This window comes from Symbioplanes lichenis, from assembly GCF_030709675.1.
Classification (GTDB): Bacteria; Actinomycetota; Actinomycetes; order Mycobacteriales; family Micromonosporaceae; genus Actinoplanes; species Actinoplanes lichenis.
Genome location: NZ_JAUZQD010000001.1, coordinates 237,921 through 254,081, shown reverse-complemented (window position 1 = coordinate 254,081; position 16,161 = coordinate 237,921). Strand labels below are relative to the sequence as shown.

At 72.1% G+C, this 16,161-nt stretch carries 15 protein-coding genes; 9 read left to right on the top strand and 6 right to left on the bottom strand.

Annotation, left to right across the window (positions count from 1 at the left end; genetic code table 11):
- Positions 1-27: 27 nt before the first annotated feature.
- Both RAN62_RS01105 and RAN62_RS01100 read right to left on the bottom strand, forming a co-directional pair.
- Complete coding sequence (locus RAN62_RS01105; protein WP_305782514.1) at positions 28-4,248, bottom strand: GH92 family glycosyl hydrolase; 4,221 nt, start codon at positions 4,246-4,248, stop codon at positions 28-30.
- 177 nt (positions 4,249-4,425) lie between these two features.
- Complete coding sequence (locus RAN62_RS01100) at positions 4,426-5,454, bottom strand: MerR family transcriptional regulator (RefSeq protein ID WP_305782513.1); 1,029 nt, start codon at positions 5,452-5,454, stop codon at positions 4,426-4,428.
- Between the two features lie 179 nt (positions 5,455-5,633).
- Between RAN62_RS01100 and RAN62_RS01095 the strand changes: the two genes are divergently transcribed.
- Genes RAN62_RS01095 through RAN62_RS01085 form a run of 3 tightly spaced genes read left to right on the top strand, consistent with a single transcriptional unit; the run spans position 5,634 to position 8,000 of the window.
- Positions 5,634-6,674, top strand: coding sequence for a LacI family DNA-binding transcriptional regulator (locus RAN62_RS01095; RefSeq protein ID WP_305782512.1), 1,041 nt, complete (start codon positions 5,634-5,636; stop codon positions 6,672-6,674).
- Positions 6,675-6,693: 19 nt separating this feature from the next.
- On the top strand, positions 6,694-7,038 hold the full coding sequence (locus RAN62_RS01090) for a hypothetical protein (protein WP_305782511.1): 345 nt from the start codon (positions 6,694-6,696) through the stop codon (positions 7,036-7,038).
- Positions 7,038-8,000 carry a DNA polymerase domain-containing protein gene (locus RAN62_RS01085; protein ID WP_305782510.1) on the top strand — a complete coding sequence of 321 codons (963 nt, stop codon included), beginning with the start codon at positions 7,038-7,040 and terminating at the stop codon, positions 7,998-8,000. The genes RAN62_RS01090 and RAN62_RS01085 overlap by 1 nt, the downstream gene beginning before the upstream one ends.
- A gap of 3 nt (positions 8,001-8,003) precedes the next feature.
- Here the strand turns inward: RAN62_RS01085 and RAN62_RS01080 are convergent, their stop codons facing one another.
- From RAN62_RS01080 to RAN62_RS01070, 3 genes are read right to left on the bottom strand one after another with little or no spacing between them, the layout of a single operon-like run.
- Positions 8,004-9,266 (bottom strand): MFS transporter, encoded by a 1,263-nt coding sequence (locus RAN62_RS01080; RefSeq protein ID WP_305782509.1) that lies wholly within the window; start codon positions 9,264-9,266, stop codon positions 8,004-8,006.
- Positions 9,263-9,814, bottom strand: coding sequence for a winged helix-turn-helix domain-containing protein (locus RAN62_RS01075; RefSeq protein WP_305782508.1), 552 nt, complete (start codon positions 9,812-9,814; stop codon positions 9,263-9,265). Before RAN62_RS01075 ends, RAN62_RS01080 begins: the two co-directional genes overlap by 4 nt.
- Before the next feature lie 43 nt (positions 9,815-9,857).
- Positions 9,858-10,418, bottom strand: coding sequence for an exonuclease (locus RAN62_RS01070; RefSeq protein ID WP_305782507.1), 561 nt, complete (start codon positions 10,416-10,418; stop codon positions 9,858-9,860).
- A 149-nt stretch (positions 10,419-10,567) separates the two neighbouring features.
- Between RAN62_RS01070 and RAN62_RS01065 the strand changes: the two genes are divergently transcribed.
- Entirely contained in the window at positions 10,568-11,518 is a 951-nt protein-coding gene (locus tag RAN62_RS01065) for a dioxygenase family protein (RefSeq protein WP_305782506.1), read from the top strand.
- A 109-nt stretch (positions 11,519-11,627) separates the two neighbouring features.
- Positions 11,628-12,002 (top strand): hypothetical protein, encoded by a 375-nt coding sequence (locus tag RAN62_RS01060; protein ID WP_305782505.1) that lies wholly within the window; start codon positions 11,628-11,630, stop codon positions 12,000-12,002.
- A gap of 8 nt (positions 12,003-12,010) precedes the next feature.
- Here RAN62_RS01060 and rnhA read toward each other — a convergent pair whose 3' ends face one another.
- Positions 12,011-12,466 (bottom strand): ribonuclease HI, encoded by a 456-nt coding sequence (rnhA, locus tag RAN62_RS01055; RefSeq protein ID WP_305782504.1) that lies wholly within the window; start codon positions 12,464-12,466, stop codon positions 12,011-12,013.
- A 207-nt stretch (positions 12,467-12,673) separates the two neighbouring features.
- Between rnhA and RAN62_RS01050 the strand changes: the two genes are divergently transcribed.
- From RAN62_RS01050 to RAN62_RS01035, 4 genes are all read left to right on the top strand, one after another.
- Positions 12,674-13,594 carry an ABC transporter ATP-binding protein gene (locus tag RAN62_RS01050; RefSeq protein WP_305782503.1) on the top strand — a complete coding sequence of 307 codons (921 nt, stop codon included), beginning with the start codon at positions 12,674-12,676 and terminating at the stop codon, positions 13,592-13,594.
- Complete coding sequence (locus RAN62_RS01045; RefSeq protein ID WP_305782502.1) at positions 13,591-14,352, top strand: ABC transporter permease; 762 nt, start codon at positions 13,591-13,593, stop codon at positions 14,350-14,352. The genes RAN62_RS01050 and RAN62_RS01045 overlap by 4 nt, the downstream gene beginning before the upstream one ends.
- Positions 14,353-14,449: 97 nt before the next feature.
- The gene (locus RAN62_RS01040; protein WP_305782501.1) at positions 14,450-15,277 is read left to right on the top strand and encodes an ABC transporter ATP-binding protein; all 828 of its coding nucleotides are present in this window, start codon (positions 14,450-14,452) and stop codon (positions 15,275-15,277) included.
- On the top strand, positions 15,274-16,086 hold the full coding sequence (locus tag RAN62_RS01035; protein ID WP_305782500.1) for an ABC transporter permease: 813 nt from the start codon (positions 15,274-15,276) through the stop codon (positions 16,084-16,086). The genes RAN62_RS01040 and RAN62_RS01035 overlap by 4 nt, the downstream gene beginning before the upstream one ends.
- Positions 16,087-16,161 lie beyond the last annotated feature (75 nt).

Genomic DNA, 16,161 nt, shown 5'->3' with positions numbered 1-16,161 from the left:
GGGACCGCGGCGTCTGCTACGAGCGGGCTACAGCTTGGCGCACTGGCCGAGCTTGAGCGCCTTGCCCTGCAGCGGCAGGCCGTTGTCGACCGGCGCCGGCTGGTTGCCGGAGCAGGTCAGGATGCCGCTGACGGTGTCGGCCGCGAGGACCGTCGCCGTCTTGTTGCCGAGCAGGGTGGCCCCGGCCTTGAGGGTCGACTGCTCCACCTGTACGGGACCCGAGCCGGTGATCGTCACCGGGCCGGTCACCGTGGCGCCTTGCAGCGACACCGAGCCCGCGCCCGTGGCGGTCACGGCCGCCTTGAGCGTGGCCCCGTCGACCCGCAGGTTGGCGCCCTTGGCCACGGTGACCAGGCCGGTGACCGTGGCGTCGCCGGTGATGCAGGTGGTGCCGGACTTGACCGTCACCGCGCCCACCACCTTGTCGGAGATGGTCGTGGTGCAGGCCGCGGCCGGCTTGCCGAGGAGCTCGATCTCGGACAGCGTCGCGCTGCCTTCGAGAGAAAGCTTGTAGTGCGTGTAGTGCCCCGGCGACGTGATCTTGAACGGCTTGGTCTGCTTCCGCCAGTCGAACGTGACGCCCTTGCGGGAGTCGATCGTCGTCCAGGTCGTGCCGTCGTAGGAGCCCGACAGCGTCCACGCCGCCGGGTCGCCGGCCGCCGCACCCGAGGTCAGGGTGTAGTAGTCGGCCTGCGAGCCGGCGTCGAACCGGTAGGTCCACGAGGTCAGCGCGGCCTGCGTGCTGCTCGTGTCGTCGACCAGTTCCGGCGCCGACGACGGGCCGCCCGGCTTGGTCAGGTCACGCAACGGGGCCGGGACAGCGTCTCCCTTGGTGATGGACGGCGGCGCCGCGTTGGCACCGGTGCCCCACGCCGACGGCGACGAGCCCATCTTGAAGTCCAGCGTCGCGCCGTTCGCGAGCAGCGAGTGGGGGAGCGACGTCGACGTGTACGCCTTGCCGTTCACCTTGAGCGACTGCACGTACACGTTGGACTTGCTGTTGTTGGGTGCGTTGACGACGATCTTCTTGCCGTTCTCCAGGTTGATCGTCGCCTTCTTGAACAGCGGCGACCCGATGGCGTACTCCGGGTTGCCCATCTGCAGCGGGTAGAAGCCGAGCGCGCTGAACACGTACCAGGCGCTCATCTCGCCGTTGTCCTCGTCGCCCGGGTAACCCTGGCCGATGTCGCTGCCCAGGTAGAGCCGCGACAGCGCCTCACGGACGATGGCCTGCGCCTTCGACGGCCGGCCGGCGTAGTCGTACATGTAGGGGATGTGGTGCGACGGCTGGTTGCTGAAGCCCCACTGACCCATGCGGACGTCGCGCGCCTCGAGCATCTCGTGGATGGTGCCGCCGTACGAGCCCGGGAACGTCCCGGTCTCCGGCGTCGAGAAGAACTTGTCGAGCTTGTCCGCGAGCCCGTCCTTGCCGCCGTAGAGGTTGGCCAGGCCCTGACCGTCCTGCGGCACGTGGAACGCCATGTTCCAGCCGTTGGTCTCGGTGTAGTCGTAGCCCCAGACCCGCGGGTCGTACTCCTCGGGAGTCCGGCGCCACTTGCCGCTGCTGTCCTTGCCCTGGAAGAAGTCGACGGAGGAGTCGAACATGTTCACGTAGTTGAGGGCGCGGTTCTTGAAGTACTCGGCCTGCTCGGCGTACTCCTTCGCCTTCGGGCCGCCCTTCTTCGCCAGCGCCGCGGCCATGTTCGCGATGCCGTAGTCGTTGATGTAGCCGTCCATCGCCCAGCTCATGGCCTCGCCGGTCTGGTCGAGCGGCGTGTAACCCTTGAAGATCGAGCTGGCCAGGGCCTTGCGGCCCACGTTGTCGTTGGGCGGGGTCACGGTCGCGTTCTTCACCGCGGCCTGATAGGTGGCTTCAAGATCCTTGACGGGTACGCCCTTGAGGTACGCGTCCGCGAAGGCGACATCGGAGCTCGTGCCGACCATGAGGTTGGCGTAGCCCGGCGCCGACCACCGCGAGATCCAGCCGCCGTCCCGGTACTGCTGCACGAACCCGTCGACCATCTCGCCGGCCTCGGAGGGAGTGAGCAGTGAGTAGGCCGGCCACGTGGTGCGGTAGGTGTCCCAGAAGCCGTTGTTCACGTACACCTTGCCGTCCTTGACCGGGGCCCCGGTCTCGGTCGGCGTGCTCGCCGGGCTGCTCACCGCGGACTGCACGGTGTGCTTGTAGACCGGGTTCGCGGCGGTGCCGGTGTTCTCGTAGGCCGAGTTCGGGTAGAGGAACAGCCGGTACAGGTTCGAGTAGAGCGTCACGAGCTGGTCCTCGGTCGCGCCCTCGACCTCGACGGTCTTCATCTTGGCGTCCCACGCGCGCTGCGCCTGATCCCGTACGGACGCCAGCGTCGCGTCGCCCGCGAGCTCCAGCTCGAGGTTGTGCCTGGCCTGGGCCACGCTGATCAGCGAGGTCGCGATCCGGAGGGTGACCTGCTTGTCCGCGCCCGCGTCGACCTTCACGTAGCCCGTGGACGGCCGGTTGCCCTGGGGCAGCATGCCGCTGGCGGTGATCGGGGCGTCGACGGTCGCGTACATGAACATGCGCGTCCACCCGGCGGAGAGGCCGCCGCTGTTGACGTCCGACCAGCCGGTGATTGCGTTGTTGGCGGCGTCGATGGTCAGACCCGCGTTGTTGTTCACGTTGTCGAAGACCAGGTTCGCGTTCGCGTCCGGGAAGGTGAAGTTGAACAGAGCCGCGTGGTCGGTCGGCGCGAGTTCGGTCTTGAGCCCGTTGTCGAACGTCACGCCGTAGTAGTACGGCTTGGCGACCTCGTTGTCGTGCGAGAACGAGAGCGCGCGGTTCTCCCGGTTCGCGTCCGGGGTGCCGGCGGCGGCCGACGGCATGACCTGGAACGTCTGCCGGTCACCCATCCACGGGCTGGGCTCGTGGCTGGCCGCGAACGCCTGCAGCTCCGGGCGGTTCTGCTCGTTGTTGCCCTGGTGGTACTCGTACAGCCAGCTGGTCGAGCCGGCGTCGGTCACCGGGGTCCAGAAGTTGAACCCGTGCGGGACGGCGGTGGCGGGGAAGTTGTTGCCCCGCGAGAAGCCGCCGGACGACTGGGTTCCGCGCCGCGTCTCCGCGTACTCGGCAAGGTGGGCCTTGGGCTTGGCCGGCGCGACCTCGGTCAGCGCGATGTCGTCGAACCAGGCCCGGAAGCTCGAGTCCTTGGTGCCGGACGGCTTGTCGTACGCGACCAGGATGCGGTCGATCGTCTTGCCCTTGGCCACGGCACCGAGGCGGGAGGTCCGCTTGTTCCACTGCGAGGTGTAGAGCGACTGCGACTTGCCCTGCGCGGACGGGCTGACGACGAAGCCGTTCTGGTCGACCGCGCCGAGGTTCGACAGGTACGTCCCGTCGGTGAACGCCAGGTCGACCGCCGTGTAGGTGGCCGGGTTGCTCGCGTCGTCCCGGTTGTACTCGGGGAAGACGAGGTACGACAGCTCGGTGTCCGAGGTGACCTTCACGTCGACGTCGAACACCTTGTTGTACGAGTAGCCGCGGCCCTCGGTCGTCTGCCGGCCGGACAGCTGGAACGCCTTGAGCCCGGTGTAGCCGACGCCGCCCTTCGCGGTCGGCGAGCTGGCCGGGCCGTTGCCGATCCGGCTGCGCACCGGTGTGCCGGCCCCGGGCGGCGTGACGTCCGCGCCCGCGAGGTCGAGATCCGCGAGCTGGGTCAGGTTGCCCGACGGGTGACCGGTGATGGTCAGGCGGTAGTAGAGGAACGAGCCCGGGTTCGCGACGGTGTAGGTCTTCCGCTGGAACCGCGCCGTGAAGGTCTGCCCGGTCTGCGTGTCGACCGTGGTCCAGTCGGTGCCGTTCGCGGAGCCCTGCAGCGTCCAGTCCCGCGGGTCTCGCTCGGGGGCGTCGTTCGCCGAGGTCAGCGCGTAGGTGGTCGCGGTCTGCGCGGTGTCGAGCTGGTATTGCGCCCAGCTGGTCGGGGTGTCGACCAGCCACTTGGACTCGGGGTTGGCGTCGTTGAGGTTGGTGACGCCCTCGTTGTTGTTGGGCTGGGCGTTGGCGGTGATCTCCACGACGTGCTCGTAGAGGCTGCCGGGCAGCCCGTGGGTGATCTCGCCGTCGACGCCGCCGCTGCGGTCGCCGTCGACGGTGTCGGTCCAGGTCGGCTGGGGGTCGTCCGCCTCGAACGACGACGCGAACGCCGTCGTGCCGGCGGCCTGTGCGGCTCCGCCGGGAGTCACGGCGACACCCGCGGCCACCAGACCCACCGATAACATTGCGACACTCCATCGTGGCCGATGCATGCCGTCTCCTCAGGGGCTCGGAAACATCCGCGACACATCGTCAGCTCTCAGTACGTCAATAATCAAGGTCTTGACTTCACGGCTTTGACATCGATGTCATACGAGCCGCCAGCCGCGGCCGCCCCGGTGGGCACGGCCGCGGCACCAGTTTCAGACGGCGACGACGTCGGCGACCACGCAGGCGATGTTGTCCGGGGCGCCCGCGTCGTCGGCCGCGGCGAGGAGGCGGTCGACCGTCGCCTGCGGATCGGTGCCGGTCAGCAGCTCGGCGAGCCCGGGGACGACGGCCCACAGTCCGTCGGTGCACAGCAGGTAGCGGTCGCCCGGGAGGGCGGTGCGCAGGGAGATGTCCGCTTCGCCGCTCGCGCCCAGGGCCCGTACGAGAAGGGGCCGTTCGGGGTGGGTCAGCGCCTCCGCGGCGGGCAGCTCGCCCGCGTCGACCAGCTGCTGGACGTAGCTGTGGTCGTCGGTGAACCGGGACAGCTCGCCGCCGCGCAGCAGATAGGCCCGGCTGTCGCCGATGTGGGCCACGCCGATCCGGCTGCCCGACCAGACCAGCGCGGTCAGCGTGGTGAAGGGCGCGTCGCCCTCGGACGGCAGGGCGCGGACGGCGGCTTCGGCGGCCCGGACACCCTGCTCGAGGGAGGCCAGCTCCGGCTGGAGGGAACAGAACGCGTCGACGGCAGCGGCGGCCGCCTGATCTCCGTGGGGACCGCCGCCGTCCGCGACGGCGAGGAGGGTGCTTCCCGCGTACGCGTGGTCCTGATGGGTCTCGCGGACCCGGCCTTGCGCGGTGCCGGCGGCGAACCGCAGACCGAGAGTGGCATGGGTGTCGGACATGGGTGCTCCCTTTCCGGTGAGGTAGTCGACGAGGAAATCGGCGAGCCGGCCGCGGGCGGCCAGCTCGGCCTCGGCCTCGGCCATCCAGGCGGTGATCGCCTCGGCCGCCTCCGGGCCGGGCAGTTCCGCGAGCTCGCGGATCCGGGCCAGCGGCAGGCCGACGCGGCGCATCCAGGCCACGAGCCGGGCGCGGTCCAGCTGCGCCGGGTCGTAGTAGCGGTAGCCCGTGTCGGCGTCCACCGCCGCCGGGCGCAGCAGGCCGAGCTCGTCGTAGAGCCGGAGCGCCTTCGGCGACAGCCGGGCTGCCCGCGCGAACGCACCGATGGTCAGCAACTCCACGACCCGATCCTCCCCGTCGGCGACGATGCCCCGACGGTGGGCCTTGACCTTGGGGGAAGGTCAAGCGCGACACGGCGCGAAATACGCCGATCGGCTGGATTCGGGCACGGCGGGGTGGGGCACGGCCGCCGTCGATGTCATACTTCTGTTCCCCAGCAGGAGCGACGACACGGAGCAGCATGTCCGCATCCCGTCCCGGCGACGGGGTCGTCGACGCGGCGGCCGGACGCCGGCCCACGCTCACCCAGGTGGCGGCCCTGGCCGGGGTCAGCCTCAAGACCGCGTCGCGTGCCCTCAACGACGAGCCCAACGTCGCCGAGGACACCGGCCGCCGGGTTCGCGAGGCCGCCGACCGCCTCGGCTACCGGATCAACGGCATTGCGCGCGAGCTGCGCCGCGGGGCCACGTCCGCGCTGGTCGGGCTGATCAGCGGCGACCTGACCAACCCGTTCTACTCGGCCGTGGCCAGCGGGATCGAGCGCGAGCTGCGCCAGCACGGCCTGCAGCTGGTGACCGCCAACAACGACGAGGACGCCGAGCTCGAGCGGTCGCTGGTCGAGGCGTTCCTGCAGCGCCGGGTCCGGGCCCTGCTCGTCGTCCCGAGCGGTGAGCGCCACGACCACCTCGCGGTCGAGGGCGTGCCGTTCGTCTTCCTGGACCGCCCGCCGGCCGGCCTCGCCGCCGACGCCGTGCTGATCGACAACGTGGGCGGCGCCCGGGCCGCGGCCGAGCACCTGCTCGCGGGCGGGCATCGCAAGGTCGCCCTGGTCGCCGATCTGGCCCGCAAGGTGCCGCAGCGCGGGCGCATCGACGGCTTCGTGCAGGCCATGGGGGCGGCCGGCAACGCGGACTGGGAGCCCTACCTGCGCACCGACGTGCACGACGTCGGCCGGGCCGAGCAGGTGGTCCGTGACCTGCTGGCGCTGCCGGCGCCGCCGACCGCGCTCTTCACCACGAACAACCGGCTGACCACGGGCGCCCTCCGGGCCTTGCGCGGGGTGCCGGATCCGCCCGCCCTGGTCGGCTTTGACGACTTCGACCTGGCCGACGTCATCGGGGCCACGGTGGTCGCGCACGACTCGGTGGCGATGGGGCGGGAGGCGGCCCGGCTGGCCCACGAGCGGATCAGCGGCTTCCGCGGCCCGGCGCGCACGGTGACGATCTCCACCAGCGTCATCCCCCGGGGGAGCGGGGAGCGCCCACCGCGCGAACAGCCCTGACCTGCCCTACAGTGCTGGAGTGACGGTCGAGTTGGAGCAGACCCGGCGCCCGGTCGTGCACCGGACGCCCGAGGAGATCCGCGCGGACCGCCGCGCCGCCGCCCGCCGGGTCGAGGCCGCGCTGCGCATCGCCGTCGTGACGATCGCGTGGCTGGTGCTCGTGCCGTTCCTGCTCGGCTGGGGCGTGCTCGGCGCCGAGCGCTCGGCCGCGGCGATCCTGCTGGCGGCGATGTGCGCGATCGTGCTGCCCTTCACCGCCGCGGTGCTCGCGACGCGCGTCGGCCTGTTCTTCACCAGCGGCTGCTATGCCGTGCTGACGCTGGTCATGGTGATCCCCGCGATCAGCATGGTGCGGGCGATCTGATGCCTGCCCCGAAGGAGGAGCGCGCCGGCGTCCCGCTGAGCAACCTCGACGAGGAGCTCTTCGCGGACGCCGGGGTCACCAAGCGGGAGCTCGTCGACTATCTCGACGCGGTGCGCGACCCGATGATCGCCGCGCTGCGCGACCGGCCGCTCTCCGTGGTGCGCCTGCTGCGCGGCCAGGACAAGTTCATGCAGAAGAACCTGCCGAAATACACCCCCGAGTGGGTGCCGCGCACCGCGGTGTGGGCCGAGGCGTCGCATCGCGAGATCACCTATGCCCTCTGCAACGACCGGCGCACGCTGCTGTGGTTCGGCAACCAGCGCGCGATCGAGTATCACCCCACGCTCATGACCGTCGCCGACCACGAGCACCCGACGCACCTGATCATGGATCTGGACCCGCCCGAGGGCGGTGACTTCGCCGTGGTCGTCCGGGCCGCGCTGCTGGTCCGGCAGGCGCTGACCGACGCGGGACTCGACGGCGCGGTCAAGACCAGCGGGTCCAAGGGCGTGCACATCTTCGTGCCGCTCGACGGGTCGGACCGTACGGAGGACGTGGCCGCCGCGACCCGGGCCGTCGCCGTCCGGGCCGAGCGCCTTGATCCGGCGCTGACGACGACGGCGTACATCGTGGCGGACCGGCACGGCAAGGTCTTCCTGGACGCGACGCGCTCCGGCGGGGCGAGCGTCGTCGCCGCCTACAGCCCGCGGGTCCGGCCCGGGCTGCCCGTCTCGTTCCCGGTCGCGTGGGATCAGCTGGGGCAGATCAAGCCCGCCGACTTCACCGTACGCACGGCAGCCGCGCTGCTCGGCAACGGCGACCCGTGGGCCGGGGCGATGCCGGGGCCCTTCCGGCTGCCGGCGGATCTCGTGGCGGAGGGGCACACCATTCCCGTCGCTCGCGTGGCGGCGATGCACGAAGGCAAGCGCCGGGCGCGGGCCCGGCGAGCCGTAGGAGAATGAGTCCTACTCCGGAGCCGTGGGCAGGTCGCGGCGCCGGGCGAACGGGCCGAGGAGCAGGATCACGGCGCTCAGGGCGTAGCCGACGGCCATGATCGTGATCGCCCCGCGCACGCCGGCGACGGCCGCCGTGGCCCCGCCCAGCACCGCCCCCAGCGGGATGGTCCCGTAGTTGACGAACTGCATGCCGGTGAGCACCCGCCCGAGCAGCCGCGGCGGACAGTAGGCCTGCCGGAAGCTGCCGGCCAGCACGTTGCCCGCCACCACGCCGAACCCGATCCCGGCCATGCCCGCGACGAAGGCCGTCAGCCCCGCCCCCGTCCCGGTCAACGGCAGCAACAGTGCGGCGACGCCGGCGAGTGACTTGCAGAGCACCATGCTCCGGGCGTCGCCGACTCGCCGCGAGAGCACGGGCACGGCGGTCGCGGCTCCGACGCCGGCCAGCGAGGACACGGCGAGCAGGACGCCCACGCCGGTCGTGCCGATGCCGGCCTCGCGCACCAGGAAGACGACGATCAGCGCGTTGATCCCGGTCAGGAACAGGTTGGCGGCGGCGCCGTGCACGGTGAGGTTGCGCAGGTAGCGGTCGCGGGCCAGCCAGCGGATCCCGGTCGCGATGTCCTCGGTCAGGCGCGGCCGCCGCTCCGGCCGGGGCACGCGCTTCTCCGGCCGGGGGATGCGCCACAGGAAGAGGGCCGAGAGCACGAAGCTGACGGCGTCCGCGATCAGCCCGGCGACCGCCGACACCGCCGCGACCAGGACGCCGCCCACGGCCGGCCCGGCCACCTGGGCCGCCGACTCGGTGGCCTGGAGGACCGAGTTGGCGCCGACGAGATGTCCCTTGTCGAACATGGCGGGCAGATAGGCGGTCCACGCCACCGTGAAGAAGACCGATGCCACGCCGAGCAGCATCGCCACGACGATCAGGTGGGTCATCCCGAGCACTCCGAGGGCGGCCGCGATCGGCACGCTCACCACCACCAGGGCCGAGGCCAGATCGGCGGCGAGCATGACCGGCCGGCGGGCCACCCGGTCGATCCAGGCGCCGGCGGGCAGGCCCACGAGCAGCCACGGCAGCCAGGCGGCCGCGGTGAGCAGGCTGACGGCGAAGGCGCTCGCGTCGAGCACCTGCACGGCGATCAACGGCGTGGCGACCGCGGCGATCGAGCTGCCGAACTTGCTGATCGTCATCCCGGCCCACAACCGCCGGAAGGCCGCGTCCCGGAGCACGCCGGGCTCGCGCCCGGCCGCATCCCGCGGCTTTGTCACGGACGGGCGGGGAACCCCCGGCTCAGGAAGAACACCGGCGCCCGGTCCGGGGCGTCCGGCCGGTTCGCGTAGCGGTCCATCACGGCCTGGATCTCCCGGCCCAGCTCGGCGAGCTCCGCCGGGCTGAGGCGCAGGAATCCGTCGGTGGAGAAGGCGCTCGTGGTCCACGGTTCCTCCTTCGCGGCGTCGCTGCCGAGCCACGTGGTGGTCAGCTCGACCTGTCGTTGCAGGCCCAGGGCCAGGGCGGCGTCCCGGGCGGCCAGCTCGGCCGGGTCGTCGAGGAAGTCGGCGCCGTCCCAGCGGATGCTCCGGTCGGGCATCCGCCACCAGTGCTCCTTGCGGTTGCGGGCCAGCTCCGGCGCCTCCTCGATGAGCCCGGCGGCCGCCAGCACGCGCAGGTGGTGACTGACGTTGGCGACGGCCTGCCCGGTGACGCGGGCCAGCGCGCTGGGCATCGCGGGGCCGTCGACCCGGAGCAGGTCGAGCAGCCGGCGGCGCAGGGGATGGGCGACGGCCCGGAGCACCGCCGCGTCCTTGATCTCGGGCACGACTCCACCGTCGCATAGTAAAGAGGTGTTGCGCAACAGTTCTTTACAAAAGGGCGCTGAGGAGGGCCGCCTGTTCGAGGGCGTCGTCGAGCACGTGACTCGCGGGCGCACGATGCCCGAGCAGCCGTTCCGTCATCTCGGCCCCGGTGACCGCGTGCAGGGGGCGGCCGGCGCGGAGGGCGTACAGGGTCGTGAGGTCGAGGTGCGCGGCGGTGCCGAGAGGGGAGCCGGTGCCGAACCGCGCGTGGTACCAGCTCGTGAACATCCAGTCGTGCCCCAGCGTGCGTCCCGCCAGCACGGGCCGGGCGTCGTGGCGGCCGGCCTGCTCGGCGAGCCACGCGGCGTTCTGGCGCATGGCCACGGCGGGCGCTGTGCCCGTACGGGCGAGGCCGGCCCGGTCGAGACCGGTCGCGGCCAGCGTCTCCGGCACGAAGCCCGCGGAGATCGGCTGCAGCTCGCAGTGGAACGTGGTGGGCTCGTGGCGGGTGAACGTCGTGCCGTCGAAGGTTCCGGCCGTGGCCATCCCGAGGGCGAGCATCGAGTACGGCCCCGGAACGGGACCGTCCGCCGCCACGCGGACGGCAATGTAGAGATCGACAGCCACCACGGGAGCGTAGGCCGGATGCGGGCCGGCGTGGCGGCCAGTTCACCCGTGCGGGGCCGACATGGTCGTCACACGAACGGCACAGGCGACTCACAGTGACACCGCGTTCCCTTGAGGCATCGATCCGACGAGGGAAGGAGCCACATTCGATGGCGGAGATCGAGGACAACGCCGCGTACGTCCGCCGGGTCCACGACCAGGGCCTGCGCTTCGACCTGCGGACCATGTCCCGGCGCCGGCTGCTCGCGGGGCTCGGCGGGGCCGGGGCGCTGACCCTGCTGGCCGCGTGTTCGACCGAGGCGGACGCGGAGGAGGCCACGGCCACGGCCACCGCGTCGGCGGGACTCACCGAGGTCGAGTCGGAGACGGCCGGCCCCTATCCCGCCGACGGCTCCAACGGACCGGACGCCCGGACCCTCGACGGTATCGTCCGCCAGGACATCCGCTCGTCCTTCGGCGATGCCAGTGGGACCGCGGCGGGCGTACCGCTGGAATTCGCCCTGGTCGTGCTGGATCTGACGGGTGCGCCTGTCGCCGGGGCGGCCGTCTATGCGTGGCACTGCGACCGCGACGGGAAATACTCGCTCTACTCCGAGGGCGTCACGGACCAGAACTACCTCCGCGGCATCCAGGAGACCGGCGACACCGGGACGGCGAGCTTCACCAGCATCTTCCCGGCGTGCTACTCGGGACGGTGGCCGCACATCCACTTCGAGGTCTATGCCTCGCTCGAGCACGCGACCAGCGGCGACGGCCCGATCGTCAAGACGTCGCAGATCGCCATCCCGGAGGCGGTGGCCGACGAGGTGTACGCGACCGACGGCTACAGCGCGAGCGTCACCAACCTGAGTCAGGTCTCGCTGGCCACCGACAACGTCTTCGGGGACGACTCGGCGGCCACGGAGCTGGCCACGGTGACGGGGTCGGTGACCGGCGGGTACCAGGCGACGCTCACCATCCACATCGACCCGGCGGGGGAGGAGGGCGGCGGCGGCGACGCGCCGGCCGGCGGTGACGGTGCTCCGGGGGGAACGCCGCCGTCGGGGGCTCCGGGCGGGGGTGGGCCGGGCGGCACGCCGCCGTCGGGTGCGGCCGGCTGAGGCTGGGTACGGCCGGCCCGCCGCACGCTGTCTCGACGGACTTCAACCGATCGTGGTACGCCGATCAGGCGATAGCTGTCCGTCTATGTGATCGGCGAGAATCGCAGCCATGACCGCGCCCGGTGACGACGCTCTCCTGATGACCCTGCTGGCCGCCTTCCTCGCGACCTCCGGGTACGTCGCGGGCCGTCTCCACCAGTGGCACCGCACGGCGGTCGACCGCGACGAGGCCTACCGCGACGGATACGACGAGGCGACCCGGAGCACCTTCTCGCTGGCCGCCCGGCTGATCGGCCCCCGGCGCCCGGCCTCGGCCGCCGCCGTCGCCGCGGTGCCGCCGGGCCGGCGTGGGCGGCATCACGTGCCGGACGAGCTGGTCGAGGGGCCGACCTATCGGCTCCCCTCCGACCGGGTCGCCCGCGCGAAGGTCCCCGGCTCCGAGGGCGCGGCCGTCCCTCTGGTGCCCAAGCCCCGGCAGCCCTGACAGGCGGGTCAGCTGCGAGCGGCCGCGAGAGCCTCCTGCAGCCCGCGGGCGGCCAGCCGGTCGGCGCGTTCGTTCTCCGGGTGGCCGGCGTGGCCCTTCACCCAGTGCCACTGCACGTCGTGCCGGCGGACGGCGGCGTCGAGGCGCTGCCACAGGTCGACGTTCTTGACCGGCTGCTTGGCGGAGGTCTGCCAGCCGTTGGCCTTCCAGCGGGGGAGCCACTTCGTGATGCCGTCGCGTACGTAGATGCTGTCGGTGTAGAGCAACACGGTGAGCGGCGCGCGGTTGAGGGTCTCGAGCGCGCGGATGGGCGCCATGAGCTCCATGCGGTTGTTCGTGGTGGGGGTGGCCTCGCCGCCGCAGAGGTCCTTCTCCGAGGTGCCCCAGCGCAGGACGGCGCCCCAGCCGCCCGGGCCGGGGTTGGGCGCGCAGGAACCGTCGGTGAAGATCTCGACCGCTGACATGCCAGCAATGTAGTCGTTCAGGCCGCCGGCCCGGTGATCCGCGTGACGTGCGGATCGACGGGGGGAACCGGGATCCGGGCCGGCGGCCTGCCCCCGCTCCGGTTTGGGAGCGCTCCCACAGCGCACAATACCGAATCCGGGCGTGGTAGGCCACACCCTGGCGTGGGGCGGGCGGCCGGTCCCGGCGCGGTGAGTACAGTTTCGTCCATGCCTGAGAACGCCGTCGACGTGCGAGACGTCGTCGTCACGTACGGCGAGGTGACCGCGGTCGACGCGGTGTCGCTGTCGGTGCCGCGCGGCTCGATCCTGGCCCTGCTCGGCAACAACGGGGCCGGCAAGACCAGCCTGCTCCAGGTCTGCGAGGGTTTCCGCAGCCCGGCCGGCGGGTCGGTGCGGGTGCTGGGCCTCGACCCGATCGCCGACCACGACGCGCTGATGCCGCGGCTGGGCATCATGCTGCAGTCCGGCGGCGTCTATCCGTGGGCCACGGCCGGCGAGATCCTGCGCCTCTTCGCGTCCTACTCCGCGCGTCCGCTCGATGTGGACATGCTGCTCGACCGGCTCGGCCTGCGGAAGTTCGCGCGCACCCGGTTCCGCCGGCTCTCCGGCGGCGAGCAGCAGCGGCTGTCGCTGGCGGTGGCCCTGGTGGGCCGGCCCGAGCTGGTCTTCCTCGACGAGCCCACGGCCGGCATGGACGTCGGCGCCCGCCAGACCACCTGGGAGCTGGTCGAGAGCCTGCGCGCCGACGGCGTCACCGTGCTGCTCACCACCCACCTGCTCGACGAGGCCGAGAGCCTCGCCGACCACGTCGTCATCATGGACAACGGCGTGGTCGCGGCCACCGGCACCCCGGCCGAGCTCACGGCCGCGGCGGGCATCGACCTCCTGCAGGTACGCGCGGATCCCGGCCTGCCCGTCGCCGACCTCGCGGGCCGGCTCGACGCCAAGGTCACCGAGGACGCACCCGGCGAGTACGCGATCGCGGGCGCCCTCTCCACCGACGCCCTGGCCGCCGTGCTGGCCTGGTTCGCCGCCCGCGACGCGCAGGTGACCTCGGTCAACAGCCGGCGCCGCACGCTCGAGGACGTCTATCTGGCCCTGACCGCCTCCGGAGGAGTGGTTCGATGACCGCCGGCACCTTCACGCCCGCGCCCGGCCGGGCCCCGATGCGCGCCATCCTCAAGAGCCAGATCCGCATGGAGCTCGTCCTCACCGCGCGCCGGGGCGAGGCCGTGGTGCTCGCCATGGGCGTGCCGCTGCTGGTCCTGCTCGGCGCCGGGCTGACCGAGGCGACCAACGTCCCGTCGGACGACCGCCTCGGCTTCGTCGTCCCCGGCGTGCTCGCGCTGACCGTGATGTCCACCGCCTTCACCGGCCAGGCCATCACCACCGGTTACGAGCGCAGCTACGGCGTCCTCAAGCGGCTCGGCGCCTCCCCGCTCACCCGGCCCGGGCTGCTCTTCGCCAAGACGGCCGCCATCCTGTGCCTCGTGGGCGTGCAGATCCTCGCCCTCGCCCTGGTCGGCGTGGCCGTCGGCTGGCGCCCCGGGCTGGCCCACCTGCTGCCGGCCGTCGGCGTGACCGTGCTGGCCACGGCGGCGTACTGCGGCTTCGCGCTCGTGATCGCCAGCCTCCTGCGCCCGGAGACCGTCACCGCCGGGGCCACCCTGATCTATGTGTTGATGCTGGCCGCGGGCGGCATCATGTTCGCCGCGCCGGACCTCGGGACGGCCGGCTGGTTCCTGCTGCCCCTGGCCGCCCACGCCGAGGCGCTGCGCGACACCCTCACCGACGGCACGGCCGTCCCGGGCAACATCTGGCTGAGCCTCGCCCTGTGGGCCGCGGTGGCGCTGACGCTGGCCGCCCGCAAGTTCCGCTGGGAGTAGCCCCCTGACCCCGCGTCCTGTCCACCGATCGACGGACAGGAGAAGACGGCCGATCGGTCGTCCCGGCGGGGCACCCGGATCCGGCAGGCTCGACGGCATGACAGCCATCCGCGTCCGCGGGCTCCGCAAGATGTACGGCTCCCTCGACGCCGTCGCGGGACTCGACCTCGACGTGCCGGCCGGCGAGGTGTTCGCGCTCCTCGGCCCGAACGGCGCGGGCAAGACCACGACCGTCGAGATCCTGGAGGGCCACCGCCGCCGGACGGCCGGCGAGGTCAGCGTGCTCGGCACCGACCCCGGGCGGGCGGACCGGCACTGGCGGGCGCGGATCGGCATCGTCCTGCAGACCGCCTCCGACGCCGGCGACCTCACCGTCGCGGAGATCGTGCGGCATCTGGCCGGCTGCTATCCCCGGCCCCGCCCGCCGGGCGAGGTGATCGAGCTGGTCGGGCTCACCGGCAAGGCGAAGTCCCTGGTCCGGACGCTCTCGGGCGGGCAGCGCCGCCGTCTCGACGTGGCGCTCAGCATCGTCGGTCGTCCCGAGCTGCTCTTCCTCGACGAGCCCACCACCGGCTTCGACCCCGAGGCCCGGCGCCGCTTCTGGGAGCTGATCCGCAAGCTGTCGGCCGAGGGCGTGACGATCGTGCTGACCACGCACTACCTCGACGAGGCCGAGGCCCTGGCCGACCGGCTGGCCGTCATCGCCCGCGGCGCCGTCGTGGCCGAGGGCACCCCGGCGACGCTCGGCGGGCGGGCGACGGCCGAGGCCCTGGTGAGCTGGGCCGGCCACCAGGAGCGCACCGCCGATCCCGCGGCGCTGGTCGTCCGGCTGGCGGCGGAGGGCGCCGACCTGTCCGCGCTGACCGTCACCCGGCCCACCCTCGAGGACGTCTACCTCGGCCTGATCAAGGAGCCTTCCGCATGAGCGTGGACATTTTGCCCGGCCCGGTCCGGCTCGGTTTGCGGCGAGGCGGGATCGAGATTCTGCAGTTCGTCCGGGACCGTACGGCCCTGGTCTTCACGTTCTTCTTCCCCGCACTGCTGCTCCTGCTCTTCGGATCCATCTTCGGCGGGGACGACGGCGACGGCGTGGGTGCGGCCCGGGTCTTCACGGCCAGCATGATCGCGTACGGGCTGGTGTCGACGTCGTTCGTGACGATGGGCGCCGGGCTGGCCATGGACCGGGAGGACGGCACCCTCAAGCGGTTGCGCGGGACACCGGTGACCGCCCCGGCGTACTTCCTGGGCAAGCTGCTCCTGGTCGCCGTCCTCAGCGCCGCCGAGGTTCTCGTGCTGCTCGCGTGCGGGGTGCTCGTCTTCGGCATGCCGCTGCCCGCCGACGCCGGCTCGTGGCTGACGTTCGGCTGGCTGTTCGTGCTGTCAGTCGTCGCCTGCGGCCTGCTGGGCATCGCCGCGAGTGCCCTGGTGCGCCACGCGCGTACGGCGGGGGCGATCTTGAATGTCCCGGTCGTGGCGCTGCAGTTCCTCTCCGGCGTGTTCATCAACCCGATCGATCAGCTGCCGGGCTGGATGATCACGCTGGCGTCGGTCTTCCCGGTGAAGTGGATGGCCCAGGGCTTCCGGTCGGTGTTCCTGCCGGACACCGCCGCCGGCTCCGAGGCGGCGGGCAGCTGGGAGCTCGGCCGGACGGCCCTGGTGCTCGGCGCCTGGTGTGTGCTCGGACTGCTGCTCTGCCTGGTCACGTTTCGCTGGTCCGATCGCGGCGAGTCGTGAACGAAGACCTGGTCTGAGCCGCGGGCCGGCCCTTCACAGCAGATGCGCAGGCGCGCCACAGGGCGGGGCGAAGTC

Coding starts and splice junctions, on each gene's coding strand:
- RAN62_RS01050 (WP_305782503.1), top strand. CDS start 12,674: ATGCCTGAGAACGCCGTCGACGTGCGAGACGTCGTCGTCACGTACGGC.
- RAN62_RS01040 (WP_305782501.1), top strand. CDS start 14,450: ATGACAGCCATCCGCGTCCGCGGGCTCCGCAAGATGTACGGCTCCCTC.
- rnhA (WP_305782504.1), bottom strand. CDS start 12,466: ATGTCAGCGGTCGAGATCTTCACCGACGGTTCCTGCGCGCCCAACCCC.
- RAN62_RS01060 (WP_305782505.1), top strand. CDS start 11,628: ATGACCGCGCCCGGTGACGACGCTCTCCTGATGACCCTGCTGGCCGCC.
- RAN62_RS01105 (WP_305782514.1), bottom strand. CDS start 4,248: ATGTTATCGGTGGGTCTGGTGGCCGCGGGTGTCGCCGTGACTCCCGGC.
- RAN62_RS01035 (WP_305782500.1), top strand. CDS start 15,274: ATGAGCGTGGACATTTTGCCCGGCCCGGTCCGGCTCGGTTTGCGGCGA.
- RAN62_RS01095 (WP_305782512.1), top strand. CDS start 5,634: ATGTCCGCATCCCGTCCCGGCGACGGGGTCGTCGACGCGGCGGCCGGA.
- RAN62_RS01045 (WP_305782502.1), top strand. CDS start 13,591: ATGACCGCCGGCACCTTCACGCCCGCGCCCGGCCGGGCCCCGATGCGC.
- RAN62_RS01065 (WP_305782506.1), top strand. CDS start 10,568: ATGGCGGAGATCGAGGACAACGCCGCGTACGTCCGCCGGGTCCACGAC.
- RAN62_RS01085 (WP_305782510.1), top strand. CDS start 7,038: ATGCCTGCCCCGAAGGAGGAGCGCGCCGGCGTCCCGCTGAGCAACCTC.